The following is a 23,250-nucleotide window of genomic DNA, read 5'->3' on the forward strand; positions in this document are numbered from 1 at the left end:
CCACAGTTGACATCCGAAACGCGAAAACGGCCGGCCCTGTCCGGACCGGCCGTCGACGCACCGTCGAGAGAACTCAGGGATTCGTCAGCACGACCTTCCCGAACTGCTCACCAGCGGCCAGCCGCTCGAAGCCCTCACGCGCCCGGTCCATCGGCAGGACCTCGTCGATGACCGGTCGCACACCGGTGGCGGCACAGAAGGACAGCAGGTCCTCCAGCTCGTCCTTGGTGCCCATCGTGGAACCGACGACCTTGAGCTCGAGGAAGAAGATCCGGGTCAGCTCGGCGTGGGAGGGCCGGTCGCCGCTGGTGGCCCCGGAGATGACCAGGGTGCCGCCGGGCTTCAGCGACTTCACGGAATGGGACCAGGTGGCGGCCCCGACGGTCTCGATGACGGCGTCGACCCGCTGCGGCAGCCGCGCCCCGGACTCCAGCGCCTCGACGGCCCCGAGCTCCAGGGCCCGCTTCCGCCTGGCCTCGTCGCGGCTGGTGGCGAAGACCCGGAGCCCCGCGGCCTTCCCCAGCACGATCGCCGCCGTGGCGACACCACCACCGGCACCCTGCACCAGCACGGAGTCCCCGGGCCGTACCCCCGCGTTGGTGAACAGCATCCGGTACGCGGTCAGCCACGCCGTCGGCAGACAGGCGGCCTCCGCGAAGGAGAGCTCCTTGGGCTTGGGCAGGATGTTCCAGGTCGGCACGGAGACCTGCTCGGCGAAGGTGCCCTGATAACGCTCGGTGAGGATGGAACGGGGTTCCTTCGGGCCGACCCCGTGCCCGCTCTGTCCGATCACGGAGTGCAGGACGACCTCGTTGCCGTCCTCGTCGACACCGGCGGCGTCGCAGCCGAGGATCATCGGCAGCTTGTCCTCTGCGAGGCCCACGCCGCGCAGGGACCAGAGGTCGTGGTGGTTGAGGGAGGCGGCCTTGACCGTGACGGTGCTCCAGCCGGGACGGGCCTCGGGAGCCGGACGCTCCCCCAATTCCAGTCCGGACAGCGGCCGGTCGCGGTCGATTCGGGCGGCATAGACAGCGAACATGGCCTTGACGATAGGTTCCGCAAGCACCCGAAGGAACCATCCACCCCTGTGAGACACACCCTCTTGCCAGGTGAAGGCGTTGTTGCTGGGGCCCGCGACCCCGGACGTCGACCACGACGCTCCCGCACCCGCATACGGCGATACGGGGACGTGTCGGGGGGGTGTCCACCCGCAGCGGTTGGCGCGTCGACGAACAGCCAGTCAGCGTGACACGTCCATCGCGCCGTTCCGACGATGGACACCCCCCGACGCGGCCCCGACCCACCCCACCCCACCCCACGCAAGGCGGAAGGCGCGAGTCACGAGCACCGCACCACCCGAACAGCCCCACGCCCAGGTAAAGAAATGGCCCCACCCGATCCCGGGCAGGGCCACCTCACACCACTGTCGGCGTCGGCGTCAGCGCCGGGCCACACCCTCGGCCCGAGCAGCCGCGGCCACCGCGGCCGTGACCGCCGGAGCGACCCGCTCGTCGAACGGCGACGGGATGACGTAGTCGGCGGCGAGATCGTCCCCGACCACGGCGGCCAGCGCCTCCGCGGCGGCCAGCTTCATCCCCTCCGTGATCCGCGAGGCCCGCACCTGCAGCGCCCCGGCGAAGATCCCCGGGAAGGCCAGCACGTTGTTGATCTGGTTCGGGAAGTCGGACCGCCCGGTCGCGACGACCGCCGCGTACTTGTGCGCGACCTCGGGGTGCACCTCGGGGTTCGGGTTCGCCATGGCGAAGACGAACGCGCCCTTGGCCATCGTCGCCACCGCGGACTCCGGAACCGTCCCACCGGACACGCCGATGAACACGTCGGCACCGTCCAGCGCCGCCTCCAGCGACCCGGTGATCCCGGCCTTGTTCGTGAACCCGGCCAGCTCCTGCTTCACCGCCGTGAGGTCGTCCCGGTCCGCCGACACGACACCCTTGCGGTCGGCCACCGCGACATCCCCGATCCCGGCCTCGACCAGCATCTTGGCGATGGCGACACCCGCCGCGCCGGCGCCGGAGATGACGGCCCGCAGCTCTCCCAGCGCCCGCCCGCTCAGCCGCGCGGCGTTCCGCAGGGCGGCCAGCGTCACGACCGCCGTACCGTGCTGGTCGTCGTGGAAGACCGGGATGTCCAGCCGCTCCTGGAGCTTGCGCTCGACCTCGAAGCACCGGGGTGCCGAGATGTCCTCCAGGTTGACGCCGCCGAACGACGGCGCGAGCCGCACCACGGTCTCGACGATCTCGTCGACGTCCGTGCAGTTCAGGGCGATCGGAACCGCGTCCACACCGCCGAACTGCTTGAACAGAATCGCCTTGCCCTCCATCACCGGGAGGGAGGCCTCGGGCCCGATGTCACCGAGCCCCAGCACGGCCGTACCGTCCGTCACGACGGCCACGACCGACGACTTCCACGTGTAGTCGTGCACGAGCTCCGGCTGCTCCGCGATCGCGCTGCACACCTTCGCGACGCCGGGCGTGTACGCCAGGGACAGGTCGTCCTTGTCGCGGACCGGCACGGTGGCCTGCACAGCCATCTTGCCGCCGCGGTGCAGCGCGAACGCCGGGTCGAAGGAGTCGAGGGGCTCCGCACTGCCCTCGTGCTCCGTATCGCCGGTCTTGCTCTCGCTGCGAGGATTGACGATCTCCGCTGCCACTTCGTTTTACCCCTTAAATCTTCATTGTTTTGAGGGTGGCCACTCCTGGTGAGGGGTGGGCGGGCACCGCGTAAGGCCCCTGTCGTGCTTGTACGTGTATACGTACGGGCGCGTACGCGACGGGCGCGCCGCACACGCGCCCTGAGCCCCGGATGAGGGGTGTAAAGACCCTTCTTACCGGACGGACGGTGTCGACGACGAGTCCATAACGCGAAGGTCACATGACAGGGCCCTGACGCTTCGCCCGAAATCGGGACAAGATCTAGACAAAGCAGCCACACCTACTCAACCATCCGTGAAGCCCTCGGCCCCCGTATTGAAATCTCGGGATTTACCGAAGATCTTCCGCCCGGAGCGGTTCATTCCTGCAGAAGGTCCGGCCGTGATGTACCGGAGTGGTGCGGTTCGGGGGTCGCCCGTTATCCGATTTTGACATGACTGGCCCCCAGAATCGCGCAGTCCGAATGGCAAGATGCCGTAATCACACGAGGTCGCGACACTCGAAGAGGTGTGCTCTCGTCGACCCACGGCACTGCCGAACCTTTCGGCGTGCCACGGCCGCGCCGAACCCATCGGCGGCGGCCCGCCCCATCGGCAACTCCACCCATCCGCCGGAGGAACCCACCATGACCGCAAGCTCCACCCGTCGTACCACCGCAGCGCACTCCCGGCTAGCAGCGGTCGGTGCGATCGCGGTCGCAGGCGCGCTGATGCTCACCGGATGCGGTGACCAGACCAAGGACACCGGCTCGAGCGACACCTCGGCCTCCGCCCCGCTCGCCGACAAGCTGCCGCAGGCCATCCGCGACAAGGGCGTCATCAAGGTCGGCTCCGACATCGCCTACGCCCCGGTCGAGTTCAAGGACAGCTCCGGCAAGGTCGTCGGCATCGACCCGGACCTCGCCGCCGCCATGGGCAAGGAGCTCGGGGTCGACTTCCAGTTCGAGAACGGCACCTTCGACACGCTGATCACGGGTCTGCGCTCCAAGCGGTACGACATCGCCATGTCCGCGATGACCGACACCAAGGACCGCCAGGAGGGCATCGACTCCGACACCGGCAAGAAGGTCGGTGAGGGCGTCGACTTCGTGGACTACTTCACGGCCGGTGTCTCGATCTACACCAAGAAGGGCGACGACCAGGGCATCAAGACCTGGTCCGACCTGTGCGGCAAGAAGGTCGTGCTGCAGCGCGGCACGGTCTCCGAGGACCTCGCCAAGGCCGAGTCGAAGAAGTGCCCGTCCGGCAAGAAGATCGCCATCGAGGCCTTCGACAACGACCAGCAGGCCCAGACCCGCCTGCGCGCGGGCGGCGCCGACGCCGGCTCGTCCGACTTCCCGGTCGCCGCGTACGCGGTGAAGACCTCCGGCGGCGGCAAGGACTTCCAGCTGGTCGGCGAGCAGGTCGAGGCCGCCCCGTACGGCATCGCGGTCGCCAAGAACCAGACGGAGCTGCGTGACGCCCTCAAGGCCGCGCTGGACGCCGTCATCAAGAGCGGCGAGTACGAGAAGATCATGAAGAAGTGGGGCGTCACGGACGGTTCCATCGACGCGGCCACCATCAACGGCGGCAAGTGACCGCAGCGCAGCGGCACTGAAAGGCAACACCCGTGACTGTTGACATCGACAAGACGCCGGCCGACACGCCCCCGGCCGGACCGGAGGCCATCAAGGCCATCCCGGTCCGGCACTACGGGCGGTATGTCTCCGCCGTCGTCGCCATCGCCCTGCTGGGCGGGGTCGTCTACGCGTTCTCCCAGGGCAAGATCAACTGGGGCGCGATCCCCGACTACTTCTTCGACGACCGCATCCTGGACGGCGTCGGCAAGACCCTCCTGCTGACGATCCTGTCCATGGCGATCGGCGTCATCGGTGGCGTTCTGCTCGCCGTGATGCGCCTGTCGAAGAACCCGGTGACCTCGTCGATCGCGTGGTTCTACATCTGGTTCTTCCGCGGCACCCCGGTCCTGGTCCAGCTGATCGTCTGGTTCAACCTCGGCCTGGTCTTCGAGTACATCAACCTCGGGCCGTTCTACAAGGACGAGTGGTCGGACTTCATGACCCCGTTCCTGACGGCGCTGCTGGGCCTCGGCCTGAACGAGGCCGCGTACATGGCGGAGATCTGCCGTGCCGGTCTGCTCTCGGTCGACGAGGGCCAGACCGAGGCGTCGCACGCCCTGGGCATGAGCCACGCGAAGACGCTGCGCCGGATCGTCATCCCGCAGGCGATGCGCGTGATCGTGCCGCCGACGGGCAACGAGGTCATCAACATGCTGAAGACGACCTCGCTGGTCTCGGTCGTCCAGTACCCCGAGCTGCTGCGCGCGGCTCAGGACATCGGCCAGACGTCCGGTGCCCCCGCCGAGATGCTGTTCCTGGCGGCGGCCTGGTACCTGCTGCTGACCTCGATCTTCAGCGTCGGCCAGTACTACCTGGAGCGGTACTACGCGCGCGGTTCGAGCCGGTCCCTGCCGGCCACGCCGTTCCAGAAGATCAGGGCGAACGTGCTCTCCCTGTCCAGCCGCTCCAAGCCGAAGGGAGGCACCGCATGACCGTCATGGTCAAGGCCGAGGGCGTTCACAAGTCCTTCGGTCCCGTAGAAGTCCTCACGGGCATCGACCTGGAGGTGAAGACCGGCGAGGTGTTCTGCCTCATCGGCCCCTCCGGTTCCGGCAAGTCGACCTTCCTGAGGTGCATCAACCACCTGGAGAAGATCAACGCGGGCCGTCTGTACGTCGACGGCGAGCTGGTCGGCTACCGGCAGAAGGGCGACAAGCTCTACGAGCTGAAGGACAGCGAGGTCGCGGTCAAGCGCCGGGACATCGGCATGGTCTTCCAGCGTTTCAACCTGTTCCCGCACATGACGGCCGTCGAGAACGTCATCGAGGCGCCGGTCCAGGTCAAGGGCGTGGGCAAGGGCAAGGCCCGTGAGCGTGCCCTGGAGCTGCTGGACCGGGTGGGCCTGGCCGACAAGGCAGGCAACTACCCCTCCCAGCTCTCCGGCGGTCAGCAGCAGCGCGTCGCCATCGCCCGGGCCCTGGCCATGGATCCGAAGCTGATGCTGTTCGACGAGCCGACCTCGGCGCTCGACCCGGAGCTGGTCGGTGACGTCCTGGACGTCATGCGCGACCTGGCCGAGTCCGGCATGACGATGATCGTCGTCACCCACGAGATGGGCTTCGCCCGCGAGGTGGGCGACAGCCTGGTCTTCATGGACGGCGGTGTGGTGGTCGAATCCGGTCACCCGCGCGAGGTGCTGACGAACCCGCAGCACGAGCGGACGAAGTCGTTCCTGTCCAAGGTGCTCTGACGGTACGCACGGCGAGGGGGCGGTACGGGATCTCCGTACCGCCCCCTTCGTCTGTGCTACTTGACGGCCAGCAGCAGGGTGTCCGAGGGCGAGCACCACACCGGCCTGGCCTCACCGAACCCCTTCTCGCGCAGCACGCGCGCGTGCCAGGCCGCCGACGGCGTGTCGCCGTCGGCGTGTTCGCCATAGATCTCGTAGCGCCGCGCTGTGGGCCGGCGAGGACGGGGTCCTTCGCCGCGAGCCGCCACCACTCGGCCCAGTCGGGGGTGCCGTCCCGCTTGGCCTGATCCATGCGGGCGTGCCGTTGTGCGCGCTCCGCCGCGTTGATCCGGGGCGTCGTCTCGTCGATCATGTGGTCCGCGTTCATGAAGACACCGTCGGCACGGACGAGTCCCGCGACCCGGCCTTAGAGGTCCGCGAGGGGTTCCTTGTGCAGCCAGTGCAGGGCCGTCGCGGTCAGAACGGCGTCGTAGGAGTCGTACGGCAGTCTCGACGGCCAGTGCGGGTCCTTGAGGTCGGCGGTGACCAGACCGACCCGCTCGTCACCGGCGAAGGTGCCCTCGGCGATGGCGAGGAGCGCCGGGTCGAGGTCGACGCCGGTGCTGGTGGCGTCCGGGAACCGGGCGAGCAGCCGGGCGGTGATGCTGCCCGTGCCGCAGGCGAGGTCGAGGACGCGGGGGGCGGTGCCCACGAGGGCCTCCACCATGTCGAGCATGATCCGGAACCGCTCCTCGCGGTCGGGCATGTACCCCTCCTGCTGGCGGTCCCAGCTCGCCTGCCAGGCCTGCCAGTCGGTGGTGGCCGTGGTGGTGTCCGCGTCCGTCATCGATCCCCTCCCTCGTAATACCCTGGAAGCACCATCAGCTGTTACAAGTGCGCGCTCACGACCATAAAGCCCCTCCGTAAGGACTACAAGTGGAACTGGCCTATTACTCGGACTACGCCGTGCGCCTCGTCAACACCGAGGAGCCGGCCCGGGGCAAGGACGCCCTGACGTCGGTCGAGGCCGTCCGCGACCTGTTCGGGCCCAGCCAGTCGGCGGCTCGCCGTGCCACCGACGCGGACGTGACCCGCTTCCGCTCGGTCCGGGCCCGGCTGCGCGCGGTCTTCGAGGCGGCCGACACCGGTGACGAGAGGCTCGCCGTCGACCTGCTGAACTCGCTGCTGCTGGAGTTCCCGGTGAGCCCCCAGATCTCCGGGCACGACCACCGCGACGACGACGGCCGCCCCCTGTGGCACATGCACCTGGCGGACCACCCGTCGAATGCGACGGCGGGCTACGCGGCGATCGCGGCGATGGGCCTGGCGTTCCACCTGACCGAGTACGGCGTGGACCGCCTCGGCCTGTGCGAGGCCGCGCCCTGCCGCAACGCCTACCTCGACACCTCGACGAACCGCTCGCGGCGCTACTGCTCCGACCGCTGCGCCACCCGCGCCAACGTGGCGGCCTACCGCGCCCGCAAGCGCCTGGAGGCCACTCGGCCCGACGTGCCCGAGAGGACGGGCCTGGCCGCCGACAGTGCCCAGCCCAGCAGCGCCCAGGGCGACCGCCGGCCGGAGCTGCGCGGCCGGTAGCGGAACCTGACCCGCCCCAGCACCAGGTCGTCGGGCACGACGCCGTAGTCGGTGCTGTCGCCGCCGGCGTACGCGTTGTCCCCGAGCACCCACCAGCCGCTCTCGCGCCGCTGGGCGATCCGCTTGACGACCAGCAGGTCCTGCTGGAAGGGGTGCCGCAGCACGACGACGTCCCCGGGCCTGACCCGGGCCCCGTAGTGCACCAGGAGCAGGTCCCCGTGGTGCAGCGTGGGCACCATGGACGGCCCGGTGACCTCGGCCACTCCGAAGGGCGGGGCCGGCCTCCCCCGCTCGGACTCCTGCGACAGCTCCGGCATCACCCGGCACCTCCCCGGTTCTTCCTCCACCAGTCTCAGTCTCACCCCGGACTTTTGTCCTAAGCCCATGGGGGCACCCGCGAAAAGCCGTCCCTCACGGAGTAATGTCCCCTGTGAGAAGACGATCACGAGGAAGGAATGCTCCATGCTTTCCCGCCTGTTTGCCCCCAAGGTCAAGGTCAGTGCGCACTGCGACCTGCCCTGCGGTGTGTACGACCCTGCCCAGGCCCGCATCGAGGCGGAGTCGGTCAAGGCTGTCCAGGAGAAGATGGCCGGCAACGACGACCCGCACTTCCAGGCGCGTGCCACCGTCATCAAGGAGCAGCGTGCCGAGCTCGCCAAGCACCACGTGTCGGTGCTCTGGAGCGACTACTTCAAGCCCCCGCACTTCGAGAAGTACCCGGAGCTGCACCAGCTGGTCAACGACACCCTGAAGGCCCTCTCGGCCGCCAAGGGCTCGACCGACCCGGCCACCGGCCAGAAGGCGCTGGACTACATCGCCCAGATCGACAAGATCTTCTGGGAGACCAAGAAGGCCTGATCGTGGATCATGCCGTTTGACCTGCAATGTCTTGGTTGTCAGGTCTACCGGTCCGCACCCGGTCCGCTGAGGCCGCCGAGCACGGCGTCCATGGCGGTCCGGGTGCGGTCTTCTTCCCCCGGCCACAGGTGGGCGAAGGCCGACAGGGCTTCACCCGGCCCGCGACGGCGCCGACCGGGCGAGAAGGGGGCCGCGGGTCCGGTACCCGTCGCCGTGCACGGGACCCTTCATCCTCCGCCGGTCGGAGGCGCGTTGTGGCCCGGGGCGTTCACGACGACTCCTTCCCCGGCCCGCCGGTGCCCGCATCACGACACGGTGGGCCAGAAACTGCTGCCGCCTCCCGCGGCCAGCTCAAGATGCTGCACTCTTGTGTCTCTTCTGTTCGCGGGTGATCAGCTCCCGTCCCGGCCACCGATCGTGGCACCGACGTAGCCACCCACCGAGTAGCTCCGGTCGACGGCCGTGGCCGTCTTCCCGACGACGTTCGCGGTACGCAGGTGGCGGGGGCGCGTGCCTCTACGATCGCGCCCATGAGGATCAGCTGGACCTACGCCTTCATCGATCGCCCGCGTGAGACCTTCGGCGCCGCCTGCGACTTCTGGACAACGGTCACGGACACCCGCCTGTCCGAACTGCGCGGAGAGCACGACGAGTTCGTCACGTTGCTCCCCGAAGGCGCCGACGCGTGCGTGAAGGTGCAGGCGGTCGGCCCGGGTTCCGGAGGCGCGCACCTCGACTTCTGCGTGGACGACGTACCGGAGTTCGCCGCCGCGGCGGTGCGGCTCGGCGCGAGCGTGGTGAGCGACCTGGGGTCGCTCGTCGTGCTGCGCTCGCCCGGCGGCCAGTTGTTCTGCGCGGACCCCTGGCGCGGCCAGTCGGTGCGGCCGGGCGTGGTGCGGGGCAGCCGTCTCGACCAGGTGTGCGTGGACGTCCCGCCCTCGGCCTACGACGCCGAGGTCGCCTTCTGGAGCGCGCTGCTCGACGGCTGGGAGTCGCGCCCGGGCGCCCTGCCGGAGTTCCACGTGGTCGAGCCGCCGCCCGACCTCCCGGTCCGGCTGCTCCTGCAACGCCTTGGGGAGGAGGGCACGGCCTCGGCCCACCTCGACCTCGCCTGCGCCGACGTCGCGGCGACCCGGGCCCACCACGAACGGCTCGGGGCCGGCTTCGTGGCCGGCTTCTCCGGCTGGACGGTGCTGCGCGACCCGTCGGGCGGCACGTACTGCCTGACGAGCCGGGATCCGGTGACGGGCCGGTCGCGCGGTCAGGGCATGTCGGCGTAGGCGCAGGCGACCGCCCCGGTCGTCGGGCAGGACGGCAGGGCCGGTGGCTCGTCGGGGTCCGCATCGGGATCCGCATCGGGATCCGCATCCTGCCAGACGTACGGTCCCCGCGGCTGCGCGGAGTCCTGCATCCACAGCGTCAGAGCGCCCGCGACCGCCACGAGCAGCGCCCACCCGATCACCACCCGGCGCCACACTGTGCGGCGCCGCTCCCCCGGTACACCCATGCCTCATACGCTAGTCGCGCAACCGGGCCGCCCGGGACCGGAGATAGCGCTGCTCGGGCAGGCTGAGGGTCTGGGCCGCCGCCGACTCGTAGGCGGCCCGGGCGGCTTCGGGCCGACCCGCGCGCTCCAAGAGGTGGCCTCGTACGGCGTCCAGACGGTGGCCCTTCAACTCATCTGCCAGGGAGTCCACTTCGGCCAGGCCTGCGTGCGGGCCGTGGACCATGGCCACGGCGACCGCGCGGTTGAGACGCTCGACCGGGCCGGGCACCAGGCCGACCAGGACGTCGTACAGGCCCAGGATCTCCGCCCAGTCCGTCGCCTCGGGCGAGGGTGCCTCGTCGTGCACGGCGGCGATGGCGGCGCGCAGTTGGAACGGCCCCGGACGCCCCCGGGAGAGGGCCTGGGTGACGAGTGCGACGCCCTCTTCGATGGACGCGCGGTCCCAGCGGTCGCGGTCCTGCTCGTCGAGGGGGATCAGCTCGCCGGTCGGGCCGCTGCGCGCGTCGCGCCGGGCGTCGGTGAGCAGCATCAGCGCGAGCAGACCGGCCACCTCGCAGTCGCCGGGCAGCAGCCGGTGGACCGTGCGGGTCAACCGCACGGCCTCACCCGCGAGGTCACGCCGTTGCAGGGCGGCGCCCGAGGTGGCCGTGTAACCCTCGTTGAAGATCAGGTAGAGGGTCTGCAGGACGGACGGCAGCCGCTGTTCCCAGCGGTCCGGGCGGCCGAAGCGCACGCCCCGCACCTTCTGCTTGGCCCGGCTGACCCGCTGCGCCATCGTCGCCTCGGGGACCAGATACGCCCGGGCGATCTCCGCGGTGGTCAGACCGCCCACGGCCCGCAAGGTCAGCGCGATCTGCGCGGGCGGCGAGAGGTCCGGGTGGCAGCACAGGAACAGCAGCGACAGCGTGTCGTCCTCGCGAGGCGCCCGCTCCCCGGGCGGCGGTGCCGTGAAGGCGTCCCGGGGCGTGAGCGCGGCGGCCCGCTCCTCGCGCCGCCGCCGGGCCTCGTCGCTGCGCAGGGCGTCGGTGAGCCGCCGCGAGGCGACCTTGATCAGCCAGCCGCGCGGATTGCCGGGCACGCCTGCTTCGGGCCACTGCCCGGCCGCCGCGAGCAGTGCCTCCTGCACGGCGTCCTCGGCGGCGTCGAAGTGCCCGTACCGTCTGACCAGCGCGCCGAGGACCTGCGGCGCGTCGTCGCGCAGCAGGTCCTCGATCTCGGGTGTGTCCCGCACGGGCGTGTCCGTCGGTGCCGGCCGTCCGTCAGAGGTCCCCGGAGCCGTCCATGATCGGGCGGATCACGACCGGGTGGCGGGGGGCGCCGGCCGGCTGGGGGCAGCGGGAGACCCGGTCGGCGATCTCCGTGACCCGCTCCAGGCTCTCGCACTCCAGGACCCAGTAGCCGGCCAACAGCTCCTTGGTCTCGCCGTACGGCCCGTCGGTGATCACGGCCTTGCCGTCGTCGCCGAGGGCGACGTGGCGGGTCTGTGCCGGCTCGGCCAGGCCCTGCGCGTCGACGAGCTCACCGCTCTCGGAGAGGTCGTCGTTGATGGCGCCCATGTAGGCGAACATGGTCTTGATGTCCTCCTCGCTCCAGACCGGGGAGTCCGCCGACGCCTTGCCCCGCATGGCCTCGTAGTCCGCCTGCGTGCCCTGCACCATGACCAGGTACTTCATCAGTCCGCTCCTTCGCTCGCACCGCCCTGCCGGGCGGCTCTTCACAGGGGACGTCGGAGCCGGGTGGCGTATCTCGACACGGGTTCAGGAATTCTTCGCGGCGCTTTCCCCGGGGCTCTGGCCGGGCCCGTATCGGGGCCCGTCGGACGGGCCGGAGCCGGCTTCGGGCGGGGCCGTTCTCGCGGGCGGGGCAAGCTCTCCGGTGGCCGGGTGGGTCTCCCCGGCACGCGTGCCCTCGACGGTGTGGCCGCTGTTCACGGCGTCCGCGTCGTAGGCCCCGCACTCCGGGTTGCCGCACGGGCCCGCCACCCATCGGGGGACCCAGGTGCCCAGCGTCTTGTGACGCCGGACCACCGTCTCCACTGGCTGTCCGCAGCTGGGACAGACGTGTTCTTCGCTGCCCATGTCCTCAGGGTAGGCCGGTCGGGGGTTCAGCGCTTCCTGCTGTACGTGCGCACCAGGGCGCCGTTGCCGAACGTGCGCACCGACCCCAGGGTGAACTCCGAGATCGCGAACCCGGAGCCGAACATCGGCATGCCCGCGCCGTAGACGAGCGGGTAGGTCTTGATGACCAGCTCGTCGATCTCGTCGACCAGTTCCCCGGCGACCTGGGAGCCGCCGCACAGGTAGATGCCGAACGCGCCGTCCTCCGCCTTCAGTTCGCGTACCTTCCCGACCAGGTCGTCCGCGATGATCTCGACGTTCGGGTCGGGCGACTTCTCCAGGCTCCTGGAGGCGACGTACTCCCGCAGATGGGCGTAGGGGCTGGTGATGCCCTCCTTCAGGGCGAGGTCGTAACTGCCCCGTCCCTGAATGATGGTGTCGAACCGCTTGTTCGGCAGATCGTCGAAGCCGAGGGCACGGCGCCCCTGGGTGGGCACGGCGTCCGGGTATTCCGTCCTCAGGAAGTCGAGGAACTCCTCGTCGAGGAGCTGCATCATCGCTGTCGCGTCTCCGCTCGGGTCACCGATGAAGCCGTCGAGGGAACAGGCGATGTAGTACGTGAGCTTTCGCAAGCCGGTCTCCTTCCGTAGACAGTCGCTGCAACAACTCCAGTTGTAGTACTCCCGTTGTAGTGGTAGCAAGGGGATGACGATGAATCACCGAATGGGAGAAAGGATTCCGCATGCTGGCATGCCGTGGGCGTCGCCGCTCCCGTGGCAGGCGGACGGCGCGCTCTCCGGTGGGTCTAGGCAGGCCGGCCGTGTGACCTGGGCTCGCGCCACATGGGCCACATCGCGGGGCCGTCCGGAAGGTCGAGAGCCGGGCCGGCGGGCGCGAAGCCCAGGCGCTCGTACAGCACGCGGCTGCGGGCGCTGCTGGCTTCCAGATAGGCGGGCAGCCCCTCACGGTCGCAGCGGTCGAGGACGGCCTCGATGAGCGCGGTCCCCAGACCCTCGCCCTGACGGCCGGGCGCCACACCGATCATCCACAGATACTCGTGGGCCCGCCCGGTGGGATGGATGGCTGCCGTCAGCCGGCCGATCGCCTCGATGCGCTCGTTGTCGGGGTCGACGGCCTCCCGCACCTGGGCCGGTCCTTCGTCGCCGGAGACGTCGCCGTGGCCCTCGGCACCCTGGCCTTCGTGCCCGTCACCTGCGGGCATGGAGAGCCACAAGGCGCAGGCCGAGCCGTCCTCGGTGACGTCTATGCGGCCGGCCGCGAGCACGATGTCGGTGAAGGCGGCCATGAGCCCGGGGTGCTTGGCTCGGCGCTCCTCCGCACCGGGGAAGACCCAGCCGCTCACGGGATCGTCCTGGAACGCCTCGTCCAGGAGCCGGACGATCAGCTCCCTGTCCCCTGCACCCGCCGTCCGGATGGCCACACCCATGCCCCGCCCCTTCGCTCGTCCCGACGGGCGTCGATCGTAGGGGGACCGGCTCCGGCAGGACGCCGCGAGCAGGATCTTGGCGGGATTCAGTCGAACGTCTGCCCAATCCCGACCGGTGCGGAGCGGTACGCGCGCCGGTGCGGAGCGGTGCACGCGCCGAGCGGGAGCCCGGGCACGCGCCGCGCGCGAGCCTGTGCAGGGGTGGATCCGGAAGCCGGTGCAGGGATGGATCCGGGAGTTCGTACGGGGGTTGATCCGGCCGTCATGGCGAGAAGGGGCGGGCCCCGCACACCGTGGGGCAGTGCGGGACCCGCCGACCGGAGGCCGGTGGCCGCGCGGGGTCAGGAGCCGCACGGCTCCGGCGCTCCGGAGTCCTGTCCTTCGGCGACCCGAAGGAGCCTCGCCGGTCTGGTCAGTCGTAGCGGAGGAGGGGACCTCCAGCCGGTGCGGGCCACCGGCTGCCGCTGGTCGCCGACCCCCGCGGTCGCCGACCTCCGTGGGCCCTCACCCGGTCCGCCGTGTCACGCACTCGGCGAGCGCCAGCAGGCCGCCCGCCGCCTCCGGGTCCGGCACCGCTCGGGCCAGTTGCTGCATCGCCCGGGCCATCCGGTCGGCCGCCTGGCCCTGGGCCCAGTCACGGCCGCCCGCCCGCTCCACCGCCAGGGCGATGCGCTCCAGGTCCTCCGTCTCGGCCGGTCGTGCGTACAGTTCGGCGAGTTCGGCCGCAGCCGGGTGACCGGAGGCGAAGGCCGCGGCCACGGGCAGGGACTTCTTGCGGGCGGCCGCGTCGGCACCGCCGGGCTTGCCGGTGCGGCACGGATCGCCCCATATGCCGGCGACGTCGTCGATGAGCTGGAAGGCGAGCCCGGCCTCCCGGCCGAATGCGTCCAGCGCCGCCACTTCCGTCTCCGAGGCACCCGCGTACAGTCCGCCGATCGCGCAGGCACTTCCGATCAGGGCACCCGTCTTGGCCTCCGCCATGGCGAGCACCTCGTCGAGCGTGACCTCCGTGGGGGCGCACCGCTCCAGGGCCGTGTCCGCGTGCTGCCCCGCGCACAGTTCGACGACGCAGTCCGCGAGCCGGACGGCGGCGGCCGGCGCGGCCGGGTGCGGATCCTGCGCGAGCAGCCGCAGGGCCAGCGCCTGCAGGGCGTCTCCGGCGAGGATGGCGTCGGCGTCACCGAACACCGTCCACGCGGTGGGGCGATGACGACGGGTGGTCTCCCGGTCCGTCACCTCGTCATGCAGCAGTGTGAAGTGGTGGACCAGCTCCACCGCCGCAGCTGCCCGAGCCGCCCCCGCCCGCGCCTCGGACCCGCCGCGTGCCGCCGCGGCGGCGAGGACCAGCGCGGGCCGGATCGCCTTGCCGGAGCCCCCCTCCGCCGCCGCGCCGGATCCCCCCTCCACCACCGTGCCGTCGGCCTGTTCCCAGCCGATGTGGTACTGCGCGATCCGGCGCATCGGCCCGGGCAGCGAGCCGAGCGCGGCCCGCAGCACCGGATCGACCTCCGCCCGGGCCCGCTCCAGCAGCATGCGCGCCTCGTGCTCCTCGGCCGGCGCCGGCCGGCCGTCCCGCTGCGGCCCGGCGGCCCCTCGCCCCTCCGGTGTCCCGGCCGTCCGCCGGTGCTCGGCGTGGCGCGGCCCGCCCGGGGCGGGCAGCGCCGTCTCCGTCCTGGACTCCGTGAGGGACTCACCCATGGGACCGCCTCGGAGAAGGAGCGGAGGGTGGCGCTTCCGCTGTCGCTGGGCGCGTACCCCGAGCATGTACCCGCCCCGACGGGCGGGGACACGGCGGGCATGCCGCAGGCGTCACCGCCAGCGGCCGATCTCGACGTTCTCCAGGACGCCGAGCGCGTCCGGTACCAGGACCGCGGCCGAGTAGTAGGCCGTGACCAGGTACTTGATGATGGCCTGTTCGTTGATGCCCATGAAGCGCACCGACAGGCTCGGCTCGATCTCGTCCGGGATGCCGGAGGCGCGCAACCCGATGACACCCTGGTCGGCCTCCCCGGTCCGCAGGGCGATGATGGACGTCGTCCGGGCGTCCGAGACCGGGATCTTGTTGCACGGGAAGATCGGCACACCGCGCCAGGTCGGGATGCGGTTGCCGGCCATGTCGATGGTCTCGGGCACCAGTCCCCGCTTGTTGAGCTCGCGGCCGAACGCGGCGATGGCACGCGGGTGGGCGAGGAGCAGCTTGGTGCCGCGGCGCCTGCTGAGCAGCTCGTCCATGTCGTCCGGGCCGGGCACGCCGTCGTGCGGCTGGATCCGCTGGTCGTACTCGCAGTTGTGCAGGAGTCCGAAGTCGCGGTTGTTGATGAGCTCGTGCTCCTGGCGCTCCTTGAGCGCCTCGACCGTCAGCCGGATCTGCTGCTCGGTCTGGTTCATGGGCTGGTTGTAGAGGTCGGCCACGCGGGTGTGGATGCGCAGCACGGTCTGGGCGACACTCAGTTCGTACTCACGGGGCCGGGCCTCGTAGTCGACGAAGGTGTGCGGGATGTCCGGCTCGCCGGAGTGGCCGGAGGAGAGGTCGATCTCCTTCTCGCCGTGCTTGTTGGAGCGCTGGGAGGGGATCGAGCGGCGCTGCCGGAGGTGTTCGCGCAGGGTGTCCGAGCGCTCCGCGATCTGCTGGAACTCCTGGCGGGACAGCACGAGCACGGTGCACGCGGTGAGGGCGCGGGCCGTGAACTCCCAGATGGCGTCCTCGTCGAACAGCGCCTCGTCGCCGAAGTAGGCGCCGTCGGCGAGGACTCCGAGGGACTCGTCGTCCCCGTAGGGGCCTGTGCCGACCTTTTCCACCCTGCCGTGCGCCAGCAGGTACACCTCGTCGGACGGGCTGCCGAAGGAGGCGATCACCTCGCCCGCCGGGATCTCCCTCTGCTCGCAGCGGCGGGAGATCTCGAAGAGCACCTCCTCGTCCTCGTACGACCGCAACGCCGGCAGCTCGCCCAGCTCGGCGGGGATGACCTCGACGCGGTCGCCGGTCTTCACGAACGTCACCCGGCCGTCGCCCACGGCGAACGTCAGCCGTCGGTTCACCCGGTACGTGCCGCCCTGGATGTCGACCCATGGCAGCATCCGCAGCAGCCAGCGCGAGCTGATCTCCTGCATCTGCGGCACGGACTTGGTCGTGGTGGCCAGGTTCCGCGCGGCCGCCGTGCCGAGACTCTGCTGCGGCTTGGTCTGCTCCGTGCGGACCTCTTCGCCTACCGACATAGAGAACTGCCCTCCCGGTCGTGACCGACGCCCATATGCCCCGGGCATCGATGTGCACGGCAAGCCTTCCGCACGCGACCTCGTGGTGCTATTACCCGAAAGAGGGGGAATGGATCTTCGCAGTACTGGGCAAAGGGGGCCCGTCCCGGGGCGTTCGGAAGCGCCCGTGCCGGGGACGCGGACCGGGGGCCGGGGCGCCGCGGGGTCAGCCCGGGGCGCGGCGCCGGCGTCAGCCCGGGGCACCCTCCTCTCCCACGTCCGGGTGACAATGGCCCGGTGACCGGCCCCGACACCCCAGGACTCGCCGCGCTGCGGCCCCGGCTGCCGTCACCGGTGCAGGAGGTCGTGGACGAGCGGTTCGAGCGCAGGGGCGTGCGGCTGCTGCTGAAGCGGGACGATCTGATCCACCCCGAGCTGATCGGCAACAAATGGCGCAAGCTCGCGCCGAACCTGGCAGCGGCCGCCGGCCGTCCCGTCGTCACCTTCGGCGGCGCCTGGTCCAACCACCTGCGTGCCACGGCCGCGGCCGGCCGGCTGCTCGGCATCCCCACGGTCGGTGTGGTACGCGGCGACGAGCTGGCCGGGCGTCCCCTCAACCTCTCACTGAGCCGCTGCGCGGCGGACGGCATGCGGCTGCACTTCGTGGACCGGGCGACCTACCGCCGCAAGGCCTCGCCGCGGGACCTGGCCGGCATCCTGCGCGCGGCGGACGCCGAGGACGCGTACGTCGTCCCCGAGGGCGGCAGCAACGCCGAGGCCGTACGCGGCTGCCGGGCACTCGGCGCCGAACTGCGCGGCCGGGCCGAGGTCGTCGCCGTGGCCTGCGGCACCGGCGGCACGCTCGCGGGGCTGGCCGCCGGTCTCGGCACCGGCACGCGCGCCCTGGGCGTGCCGGTGCTCAAGGGCGGCTTCCTGAGCGCCGAGACGGAGGCCTTGCAGCGTGCGGCGTTCGGCGGCCGGCGCGGCACCTGGAGCCTTGACGAGCGTTTCCATGGCGGTGGCTACGCGCGCGTGCCCACCGAGCTCGACGCCTTCGCGGCGGACTTCGAGCAGCGGCACGGCCTGGCGGTGGAGCGTCTGTACGTCGCCAAGCTGCTGTTCGGGCTCGTCACGCTGGCCGGCGAGGGGGCCTTCCCGCGCGGGACGACGGTCGCTGCCGTGGTCACCGGCCGCCCTTTCCCCTGAGGAGCCCCCGCGAGTCCCTCGGCGCCGCTGTTCCCACCCCGGGGCGCCGCTCAGCCGTCACGCCGCCTCCCGGAACGCCGCCGCCTCCTCCAGGTCCAGCCTGCGCAGCAGGGTCCGCAGCATCTCGTCGTCGATGTAACGGCCGTCCCGGAGTCTGACGAACACCTCGCGCTCGGCGCTGATCATCTCCCTCGACAGTCGCCGGTAGGTGTCGTCCACGGACTCCCCGGTGATCGGGTTGGCCTGGCCGAGCCGCTCCCAGACGGCGTTGCGACGGCGCTCCAGCACGGTGCGCAGCCGGTCGGCGAGCGGGGCGGGCAGGGCGTTGCGCTCGTCGGTGAGGAGCTCGTCCAGGCGCCGCTCGGCGGCCCGCGAGGCTTGCGCCTGGGCGTTGGCCTCGGCGAGCGTCTCGGTCTGCGCGTCCCGCCCGGGGAACTTCAGCACCCGGATGAGCGGCGGCAGGGTCAGGCCTTGTACGACCAGGGTCCCGATGACCGTCGTGAAGGTCAGGAAGAGGATGAGGTTGCGCTGCGGGAAGGGCTCCTCGCCGTCGTGCATGGTGAGCGGGATGGAGAAGGCGATGGCCAGCGAGACCACACCCCGCATCCCGGCCCACGCGATGACGAAGGGCCCCTTCCACGTGGGGTTCTCCTCCCGTTCCCGCACCCGGGCCGACAGCATCCGTGGCAGGAAGGTGGCGGGGTACACCCAGACGAACCGGGAAGCGACGACGACCAGGAACACGGCGAGCGCGTACCAGGCGGCGTCGATACCCTCGTACTCCCCGAGCCCCCGCAGCACCACGGGCAGCTGCAGGCCGATCAGCGCGAACACCGCCGACTCCAGGACGAAGGCGACCATCTTCCAGACCGCCTCCTCCTGCAGACGGGTCGCGAAATCGACCTCCCACGCGCGGTGCCCCAGGTAGAGCGCGACGACCACGACCGCGAGGACACCGGAGGCGTGCAGTTGCTCGGCGACGGCGTACGCGACGAAGGGGATCAGCAGGGACAGCGTGTTCTGCAGCAGCGCCTCCTTCACGTGCGTGCGCAGCCAGTGGATCGGCGCCATCAGCACCAGGCCCACCAGGACGCCGCCGACGGCCGCGAGCAGGAACTCGCCGATGCCTTCGGCCCAGGTCACGCCCTCGCCGACGGCGGCGGCCAGGGCCACCCGGTAGGCGGTGATGGCGGTGGCGTCGTTGAGCAGGGACTCGCCCTGGAGGATCGTGGTGATCCGCGACGGCAGCCCCACCCGGCGGGCGACCGCCGTAGCCGCGACCGCGTCCGGGGGCGCCACCACCGCGCCGAAGACCAGGGCCGCGGTCAGCGGCATCCCCGGCACGATCACGTACAGGGCCCAGCCGACGACGAAGGTCGCGAAGAGCACGTACCCGACGGACAGCATCGCGACCGGCCGCAACTGCGCCCGCAGGTCGAGATAGGAGCTGTCGGTCGCGGCCGTGTGCAGCAGCGGCGGCAGGATCAGCGGCAGGACGACGTGCGGGTCGAGCGTGTACTCGGGCACCCCCGGGACGTAGCTGACCGCCAGTGCCACGGCCACCAGCAGCAGCGGCGCCGGCACCGGGGTGCGCCGTGCGGCCGCCGCGATCGCGGCACTGCCCGCCACGAGCAGCAGCAGTGGCATCACGTCCATCGTTCTCGCCCACCCTCATTTTTCGACGCGGCCTTCCGCCCGACCGTCGTAACCTGGCAATCATGAAACAGTGCACGCATGCCGAAGCGCTGCCGCACCCCGAACCCGGCCCGCTCAGCGAGACGTGTCCGGAGTGTCTGGCGGAGGGCATGGATCCGGTGCAGCTGCGGCTGTGTCTCAGCTGCGGTCACGTCGGCTGCTGCGACTCCTCGCCGGGACGGCACGCGTCGGAGCATCACAAGGAGTCCGGTCATCCCGTGATGCGGACACACGAGCCCGGGGAGACCTGGCGTTGGTGCTTCGTCGACCATGTCCTGGTGTGACGCGACAGGACCCCGGCGGCGGACGGTTCGACCGTCTGACGTCTGGGTACGTCAACCCGGCGCGCGCTCTTCCCTTTTGGGCCCGCCCAACCCCTAGACACGGAGCGTATCCACAGGTTTACTGTGAGTGACGACAAGGGGTTGGGGTCCCGGGGACAGGACCGCCGAGAGCGCGGTAGCGTCACCGCTGAACCACGTATCGCGTTATCCCGGGGGACGACCCTCGGCCCTGAAACGCTTGTACCACCATGGAGGTGAGGGTGTCCCAGATCGCAGGCGAGCCCGCGACCCAGGACTTCGTGGAAGTCCGGCTGCCGGCCGCGGGGGCCTACCTGTCGGTGCTGCGTACGGCCACGGCCGGTCTCGCGGCCCGTTTGGACTTCACCCTCGACGAGATCGAGGACCTGCGCATCGCAGTGGACGAGGCCTGCGCGATCCTGCTTCAGCAGGCCGTGCCCGGCTCGGTGCTCAGTTGTGTCTTCCGCCTCGTCGACGACTCACTCGAGGTCACCGTCTCGGCGCCGACCACGGACGGTCATGCCCCCTCGCGGGACACCTTCGCCTGGACCGTCCTGTCCGCTCTCGCGGGCAAGGTCTCTTCCGCCGTGGACAAGGACAAAACCGTTTCGATCAGCCTCTACAAACAGCGCGGCGCGGGACCCGGGCCGGCGTGAGGAGCGAGGACGGGCCGGTGCGGGACGAAGAGCGCGGCACACGAGAGCTGCCGGCCGAGGGCACGGGCGTGAGCGGCCCGAAGGGTGCCCGGCGCATGGCGGACGGCATCGACGGCATCCCCGAGCAGGCACGCCCGCATCCCGAGGACGACTCCGCGGGGGTCGTCCTCCCGGGCGGCGGGCGGCCCGACCGGGACGGCGCCGTGCGGAGCGCGCCTCCGGGCGGGGGGATCGGAGCATCCCCGGCCCAGGGGGGTCCCCCCACTCGCGAGAAGTCGAGAGTGGCGGAGGAGGCGAGGGCGCGGGGAAGGGCGACGGGCGGGACGATGAGCGAGCACGAGCGAGACTCCGAGGATCAGGCGCCGCGTGCACCCCACGCGCAGAGTGCGCAGCACGGCTCTCCGGACCGCAGCGGGGCGCGCGAGATGTTCCTCAAGCTGCGCACGCTGAGCAGTGGCAGCCCCGAGTACGCGGAGCTGCGCAACCAGCTGGTCCGGATGCATCTGCCGCTCGTGGAGCATCTCGCGCGCCGCTTCCGCAACCGGGGCGAGCCGCTGGACGACCTCACCCAGGTCGCCACGATCGGGCTGATCAAGTCGGTCGACCGTTTCGACCCCGATCGCGGTGTGGAGTTCTCGACGTACGCGACCCCGACGGTGGTCGGCGAGATCAAGCGGCACTTCCGCGACAAGGGCTGGGCGGTGCGCGTCCCGCGCCGGCTGCAGGAGCTGCGCCTGGCGCTGACCACGGCCACGGCCGAGCTCTCACAGCTGCACGGCCGCTCCCCCACGGTCCACGAGCTCGCCGAGAAGCTGGCGATCTCGGAGGAGGAGGTCCTGGAGGGCCTGGAGTCCGCCAACGCGTACTCCACGCTGTCCCTGGACGTTCCCGACACAGACGACGAGTCCCCGGCGGTCGCGGACACCCTCGGCGCCGAGGACGAGGCGCTGGAGGGCGTGGAGTACCGGGAATCCCTCAAGCCCCTGCTGGAGGATCTCCCGCCGCGTGAGAAGCGGATCCTGCTGCTGCGGTTCTTCGGCAACATGACCCAGTCACAGATCGCCCAGGAGGTCGGCATCTCCCAGATGCACGTCTCCCGGCTGCTGGCGCGCACGCTGGCGCAGCTGAGGGAGAAGCTCCTCGTCGAGGAGTGACGGCTACTTCTGGAGGTCGCCCGAGTTGCCGGGCCCGCGGATCCCGAGGGCCCGGGTCGTCTCCGGGTTCACCAGCAGCACGAGCGACGCGACGGCCACCACCGCCAGGGCGATCCCGCCCGGGATGGCCATGCTGTCGGCCTGCAGCAGGTTGTAGGCCACCGGCAGCGCCATGAGCTGGGTGATCACGGCCGGGCCGCGGCTCCAGCTGCGCAGGGCGAGCAGCCCGCGCGCCGCGAACAGCGGCAGCAGCGCCAGCACGACCAGCGTGATGCCTCCGGTCACCGCCTGCTGACGGTCGTCGGGATGCCCCGTGAGGCCGAGGACGAGGATCCAGACCCCGCCGACGACCAGCGCGAGGCCCTCCAGCGCGGCCAGCAGCGCGGCGTACGTCAGACGCCGGGGGCGCGGGCCGGTGGTTTCCTCGGTGGTGGGGGTCTGCTCACTGCTCACCCCTGAAGGGTAGCCCTGGTCGTACGCGCCCCTCGTGCCCAGGTTCACCACCGCTCTCTTACCTGATCCCCACCTCGGTATGGGCCCGGTACCCCCCAGTAGGTACGCTGCCAGTCATGCGTGCACTCCTCGTGGTCAATCCGGCGGCAACCACCACAAGTGCGCGCACACGCGACGTACTGATCCACGCGCTCGCCAGCGAGATGAAGCTCGAAGCGGTCACGACCGAGTACCGCGGTCACGCGCGCGACCTCGGCCGGCACGCGGCGGACAGCGACGACATCGACCTGGTGGTGGCCCTCGGCGGCGACGGTACGGTCAACGAAGTGGTCAACGGCCTCCTGCACGCCGGCCCCGCCCCCGGGCATCTTCCGGGCCTCGCGGTGGTCCCGGGCGGCTCCACCAACGTCTTCGCCCGCGCCCTGGGGCTGCCCAACGACGCCGTGGAGGCCACCGGCGCGCTGCTCGACGCCCTGCGCGACGGCAGCGAGCGGACCGTCGGCCTGGGCCTGACCTCGGGCACGCCGGGTACCGAGGACGAGTCGGTGCCGTCCCGCTGGTTCACCTTCAACGCGGGGCTCGGCTTCGACGCCGGTGTCGTAGGGCGTGTGGAGCAGCATCGCGAGCGCGGCCGGAAATCCACGCACGCTCTCTACGTGCGCCAGGTGATGCGTCAGCTCCTGGGTGAGCCGAACCGCCGTAACGGGACGATCACCCTGGAGCGGGCCGGGGAGGATCCGGTCACCGATCTGGTGCTGTCCATAGTCTCGAACACCTCGCCCTGGACGTTTCTGGGGAATCGCCCGATCTACGCGGCGCCTAAAGCCTCGTTCGATACCGGCCTCGACCTCTTCGGTCTCAGCCGCCTCTCCACTGCGGCGGTTGCCCGGTATGGCACCCAGTTGCTCACTTCGTCCCCCGAGCGTGGACCCCAGGGGAAGCACGCCACCTCTCTGCACGACTTGACAGAGTTCACCTTGCATTCGAAGGTCCCGCTCCCCCTCCAGATGGACGGTGACCACCTGGGGCTGCGGACCAGCGTGACGTTCACAGGCGTACGCCGTGCACTGCGTGTGATTGTGTGAGCAGAACTGGCTAAAGTCCTTTCACTCGAACGTTTAGGCCAGGATCCACCCCATGGAAGTACGGCTGTGACCTAGTCGAC

At 70.8% G+C, this 23,250-nt stretch carries 23 protein-coding genes and 2 pseudogenes; 11 read left to right on the plus strand and 14 right to left on the minus strand.

Translation table 11 applies throughout. The features are described 5' to 3' along the window. Positions 1-73 precede the first annotated feature (73 nt). Together ACFZDI_RS02050 and ACFZDI_RS02055 are read right to left on the minus strand one after the other, a co-directional pair. The gene (locus tag ACFZDI_RS02050) at positions 74-1,039 is read right to left on the minus strand and encodes a zinc-binding dehydrogenase (RefSeq protein WP_234850518.1); all 966 of its coding nucleotides are present in this window, start codon (positions 1,037-1,039) and stop codon (positions 74-76) included. Positions 1,040-1,438: 399 nt separating this feature from the next. Then, positions 1,439-2,671: an NADP-dependent malic enzyme gene (locus ACFZDI_RS02055; RefSeq protein ID WP_234849457.1), complete on the minus strand. Its 1,233-nt coding sequence runs from the start codon at positions 2,669-2,671 to the stop codon at positions 1,439-1,441. Between the two features lie 626 nt (positions 2,672-3,297). Between ACFZDI_RS02055 and ACFZDI_RS02060 the strand changes: the two genes are divergently transcribed. Genes ACFZDI_RS02060 through ACFZDI_RS02070 form a run of 3 tightly spaced genes read left to right on the plus strand, consistent with a single transcriptional unit; the run spans position 3,298 to position 5,980 of the window. Continuing rightward, positions 3,298-4,248, plus strand: a complete 951-nt coding sequence (locus tag ACFZDI_RS02060; protein WP_234849458.1) for an ABC transporter substrate-binding protein — start codon at positions 3,298-3,300, stop codon at positions 4,246-4,248. A 32-nt stretch (positions 4,249-4,280) separates the two neighbouring features. Next, positions 4,281-5,222, plus strand: a complete 942-nt coding sequence (locus ACFZDI_RS02065; RefSeq protein ID WP_234849459.1) for an amino acid ABC transporter permease — start codon at positions 4,281-4,283, stop codon at positions 5,220-5,222. Further along, positions 5,219-5,980 carry an amino acid ABC transporter ATP-binding protein gene (locus ACFZDI_RS02070; protein ID WP_308287510.1) on the plus strand — a complete coding sequence of 254 codons (762 nt, stop codon included), beginning with the start codon at positions 5,219-5,221 and terminating at the stop codon, positions 5,978-5,980. The genes ACFZDI_RS02065 and ACFZDI_RS02070 overlap by 4 nt, the downstream gene beginning before the upstream one ends. 56 nt (positions 5,981-6,036) lie before the next feature. Here ACFZDI_RS02070 and ACFZDI_RS02075 read toward each other — a convergent pair. Next, a pseudogene (locus tag ACFZDI_RS02075) lies at positions 6,037-6,806 on the minus strand (class I SAM-dependent methyltransferase). Positions 6,807-6,895: 89 nt separating this feature from the next. Between ACFZDI_RS02075 and ACFZDI_RS02080 the strand changes: the two are divergent. Next, positions 6,896-7,555: a CGNR zinc finger domain-containing protein gene (locus ACFZDI_RS02080; protein WP_308287511.1), complete on the plus strand. Its 660-nt coding sequence runs from the start codon at positions 6,896-6,898 to the stop codon at positions 7,553-7,555. A gap of 65 nt (positions 7,556-7,620) precedes the next feature. Here ACFZDI_RS02080 and sodX read toward each other — a convergent pair. Beyond that, positions 7,621-8,106 (minus strand): annotated as a pseudogene (sodX, locus tag ACFZDI_RS02085) (nickel-type superoxide dismutase maturation protease); the annotation flags it as partial. On the opposite strand from sodX, the gene sodN reads away from it, so the two are divergent. Continuing rightward, entirely contained in the window at positions 8,018-8,413 is a 396-nt protein-coding gene (gene sodN, locus ACFZDI_RS02090) for a superoxide dismutase, Ni (RefSeq protein WP_003992892.1), read from the plus strand. The pseudogene sodX and the gene sodN overlap by 89 nt on opposite strands. Positions 8,414-8,943: 530 nt before the next feature. Then, the gene (locus ACFZDI_RS02095) at positions 8,944-9,693 is read left to right on the plus strand and encodes a VOC family protein (RefSeq protein WP_391247153.1); all 750 of its coding nucleotides are present in this window, start codon (positions 8,944-8,946) and stop codon (positions 9,691-9,693) included. Here ACFZDI_RS02095 and ACFZDI_RS02100 read toward each other — a convergent pair. The 8 genes from ACFZDI_RS02100 to ACFZDI_RS02135 form a co-directional block, all read right to left on the minus strand. Further along, a complete protein-coding gene (locus ACFZDI_RS02100) occupies positions 9,675-9,920 on the minus strand; it encodes a hypothetical protein (protein WP_391247155.1) in 246 nt (81 codons plus the stop codon). The two genes, ACFZDI_RS02095 and ACFZDI_RS02100, sit on opposite strands and share 19 nt — an antisense overlap. Positions 9,921-9,930: 10 nt before the next feature. Continuing rightward, the gene (locus ACFZDI_RS02105; RefSeq protein WP_391247157.1) at positions 9,931-11,151 is read right to left on the minus strand and encodes a sigma-70 family RNA polymerase sigma factor; all 1,221 of its coding nucleotides are present in this window, start codon (positions 11,149-11,151) and stop codon (positions 9,931-9,933) included. Between the two features lie 28 nt (positions 11,152-11,179). Beyond that, on the minus strand, positions 11,180-11,593 hold the full coding sequence (locus ACFZDI_RS02110) for a YciI family protein (RefSeq protein WP_234849466.1): 414 nt from the start codon (positions 11,591-11,593) through the stop codon (positions 11,180-11,182). A gap of 84 nt (positions 11,594-11,677) precedes the next feature. After that, positions 11,678-11,998 (minus strand): LITAF-like zinc ribbon domain-containing protein, encoded by a 321-nt coding sequence (locus ACFZDI_RS02115; protein ID WP_234849481.1) that lies wholly within the window; start codon positions 11,996-11,998, stop codon positions 11,678-11,680. Between the two features lie 26 nt (positions 11,999-12,024). Next, complete coding sequence (locus ACFZDI_RS02120) at positions 12,025-12,609, minus strand: dihydrofolate reductase family protein (protein WP_391247160.1); 585 nt, start codon at positions 12,607-12,609, stop codon at positions 12,025-12,027. A 173-nt stretch (positions 12,610-12,782) separates the two neighbouring features. Further along, on the minus strand, positions 12,783-13,424 hold the full coding sequence (locus ACFZDI_RS02125; RefSeq protein WP_391247161.1) for a GNAT family N-acetyltransferase: 642 nt from the start codon (positions 13,422-13,424) through the stop codon (positions 12,783-12,785). A 504-nt stretch (positions 13,425-13,928) separates the two neighbouring features. Next, positions 13,929-15,122 carry a polyprenyl synthetase family protein gene (locus tag ACFZDI_RS02130; protein WP_391247163.1) on the minus strand — a complete coding sequence of 398 codons (1,194 nt, stop codon included), beginning with the start codon at positions 15,120-15,122 and terminating at the stop codon, positions 13,929-13,931. 111 nt (positions 15,123-15,233) lie between these two features. Continuing rightward, a complete protein-coding gene (locus tag ACFZDI_RS02135) occupies positions 15,234-16,640 on the minus strand; it encodes a family 2B encapsulin nanocompartment shell protein (protein ID WP_391247165.1) in 1,407 nt (468 codons plus the stop codon). A gap of 276 nt (positions 16,641-16,916) precedes the next feature. Here ACFZDI_RS02135 and ACFZDI_RS02140 point away from each other — a divergent pair, with 276 nt between their 5' ends. Then, entirely contained in the window at positions 16,917-17,825 is a 909-nt protein-coding gene (locus ACFZDI_RS02140) for a pyridoxal-phosphate dependent enzyme (protein WP_391247167.1), read from the plus strand. Positions 17,826-17,882: 57 nt separating this feature from the next. Here ACFZDI_RS02140 and ACFZDI_RS02145 read toward each other — a convergent pair whose 3' ends face one another. Beyond that, complete coding sequence (locus ACFZDI_RS02145) at positions 17,883-19,481, minus strand: Na+/H+ antiporter (protein WP_234849472.1); 1,599 nt, start codon at positions 19,479-19,481, stop codon at positions 17,883-17,885. Positions 19,482-19,543: 62 nt separating this feature from the next. Between ACFZDI_RS02145 and ACFZDI_RS02150 the strand changes: the two genes are divergently transcribed. From ACFZDI_RS02150 to ACFZDI_RS02160, 3 genes are all read left to right on the plus strand, one after another. After that, the gene (locus ACFZDI_RS02150) at positions 19,544-19,804 is read left to right on the plus strand and encodes a UBP-type zinc finger domain-containing protein (protein ID WP_234849473.1); all 261 of its coding nucleotides are present in this window, start codon (positions 19,544-19,546) and stop codon (positions 19,802-19,804) included. A gap of 260 nt (positions 19,805-20,064) precedes the next feature. Beyond that, positions 20,065-20,478 (plus strand): hypothetical protein, encoded by a 414-nt coding sequence (locus tag ACFZDI_RS02155; RefSeq protein ID WP_003992877.1) that lies wholly within the window; start codon positions 20,065-20,067, stop codon positions 20,476-20,478. Between the two features lie 17 nt (positions 20,479-20,495). Continuing rightward, positions 20,496-21,632 carry an RNA polymerase sigma factor SigF gene (locus ACFZDI_RS02160; RefSeq protein ID WP_234849474.1) on the plus strand — a complete coding sequence of 379 codons (1,137 nt, stop codon included), beginning with the start codon at positions 20,496-20,498 and terminating at the stop codon, positions 21,630-21,632. A 3-nt stretch (positions 21,633-21,635) separates the two neighbouring features. On the opposite strand, the gene ACFZDI_RS02165 is transcribed toward ACFZDI_RS02160, so the two are convergent. After that, positions 21,636-22,085, minus strand: coding sequence for a hypothetical protein (locus tag ACFZDI_RS02165; RefSeq protein WP_234849475.1), 450 nt, complete (start codon positions 22,083-22,085; stop codon positions 21,636-21,638). Between the two features lie 116 nt (positions 22,086-22,201). Here ACFZDI_RS02165 and ACFZDI_RS02170 point away from each other — a divergent pair, with 116 nt between their 5' ends. Further along, positions 22,202-23,170, plus strand: coding sequence for a diacylglycerol kinase family protein (locus ACFZDI_RS02170; RefSeq protein ID WP_234849476.1), 969 nt, complete (start codon positions 22,202-22,204; stop codon positions 23,168-23,170). Positions 23,171-23,250 lie beyond the last annotated feature (80 nt).

It is taken from the genome of Streptomyces sp. NPDC007907 (genome assembly GCF_042959365.1).
In the GTDB taxonomy this organism is placed as follows: domain Bacteria; phylum Actinomycetota; class Actinomycetes; order Streptomycetales; family Streptomycetaceae; genus Streptomyces; species Streptomyces indiaensis.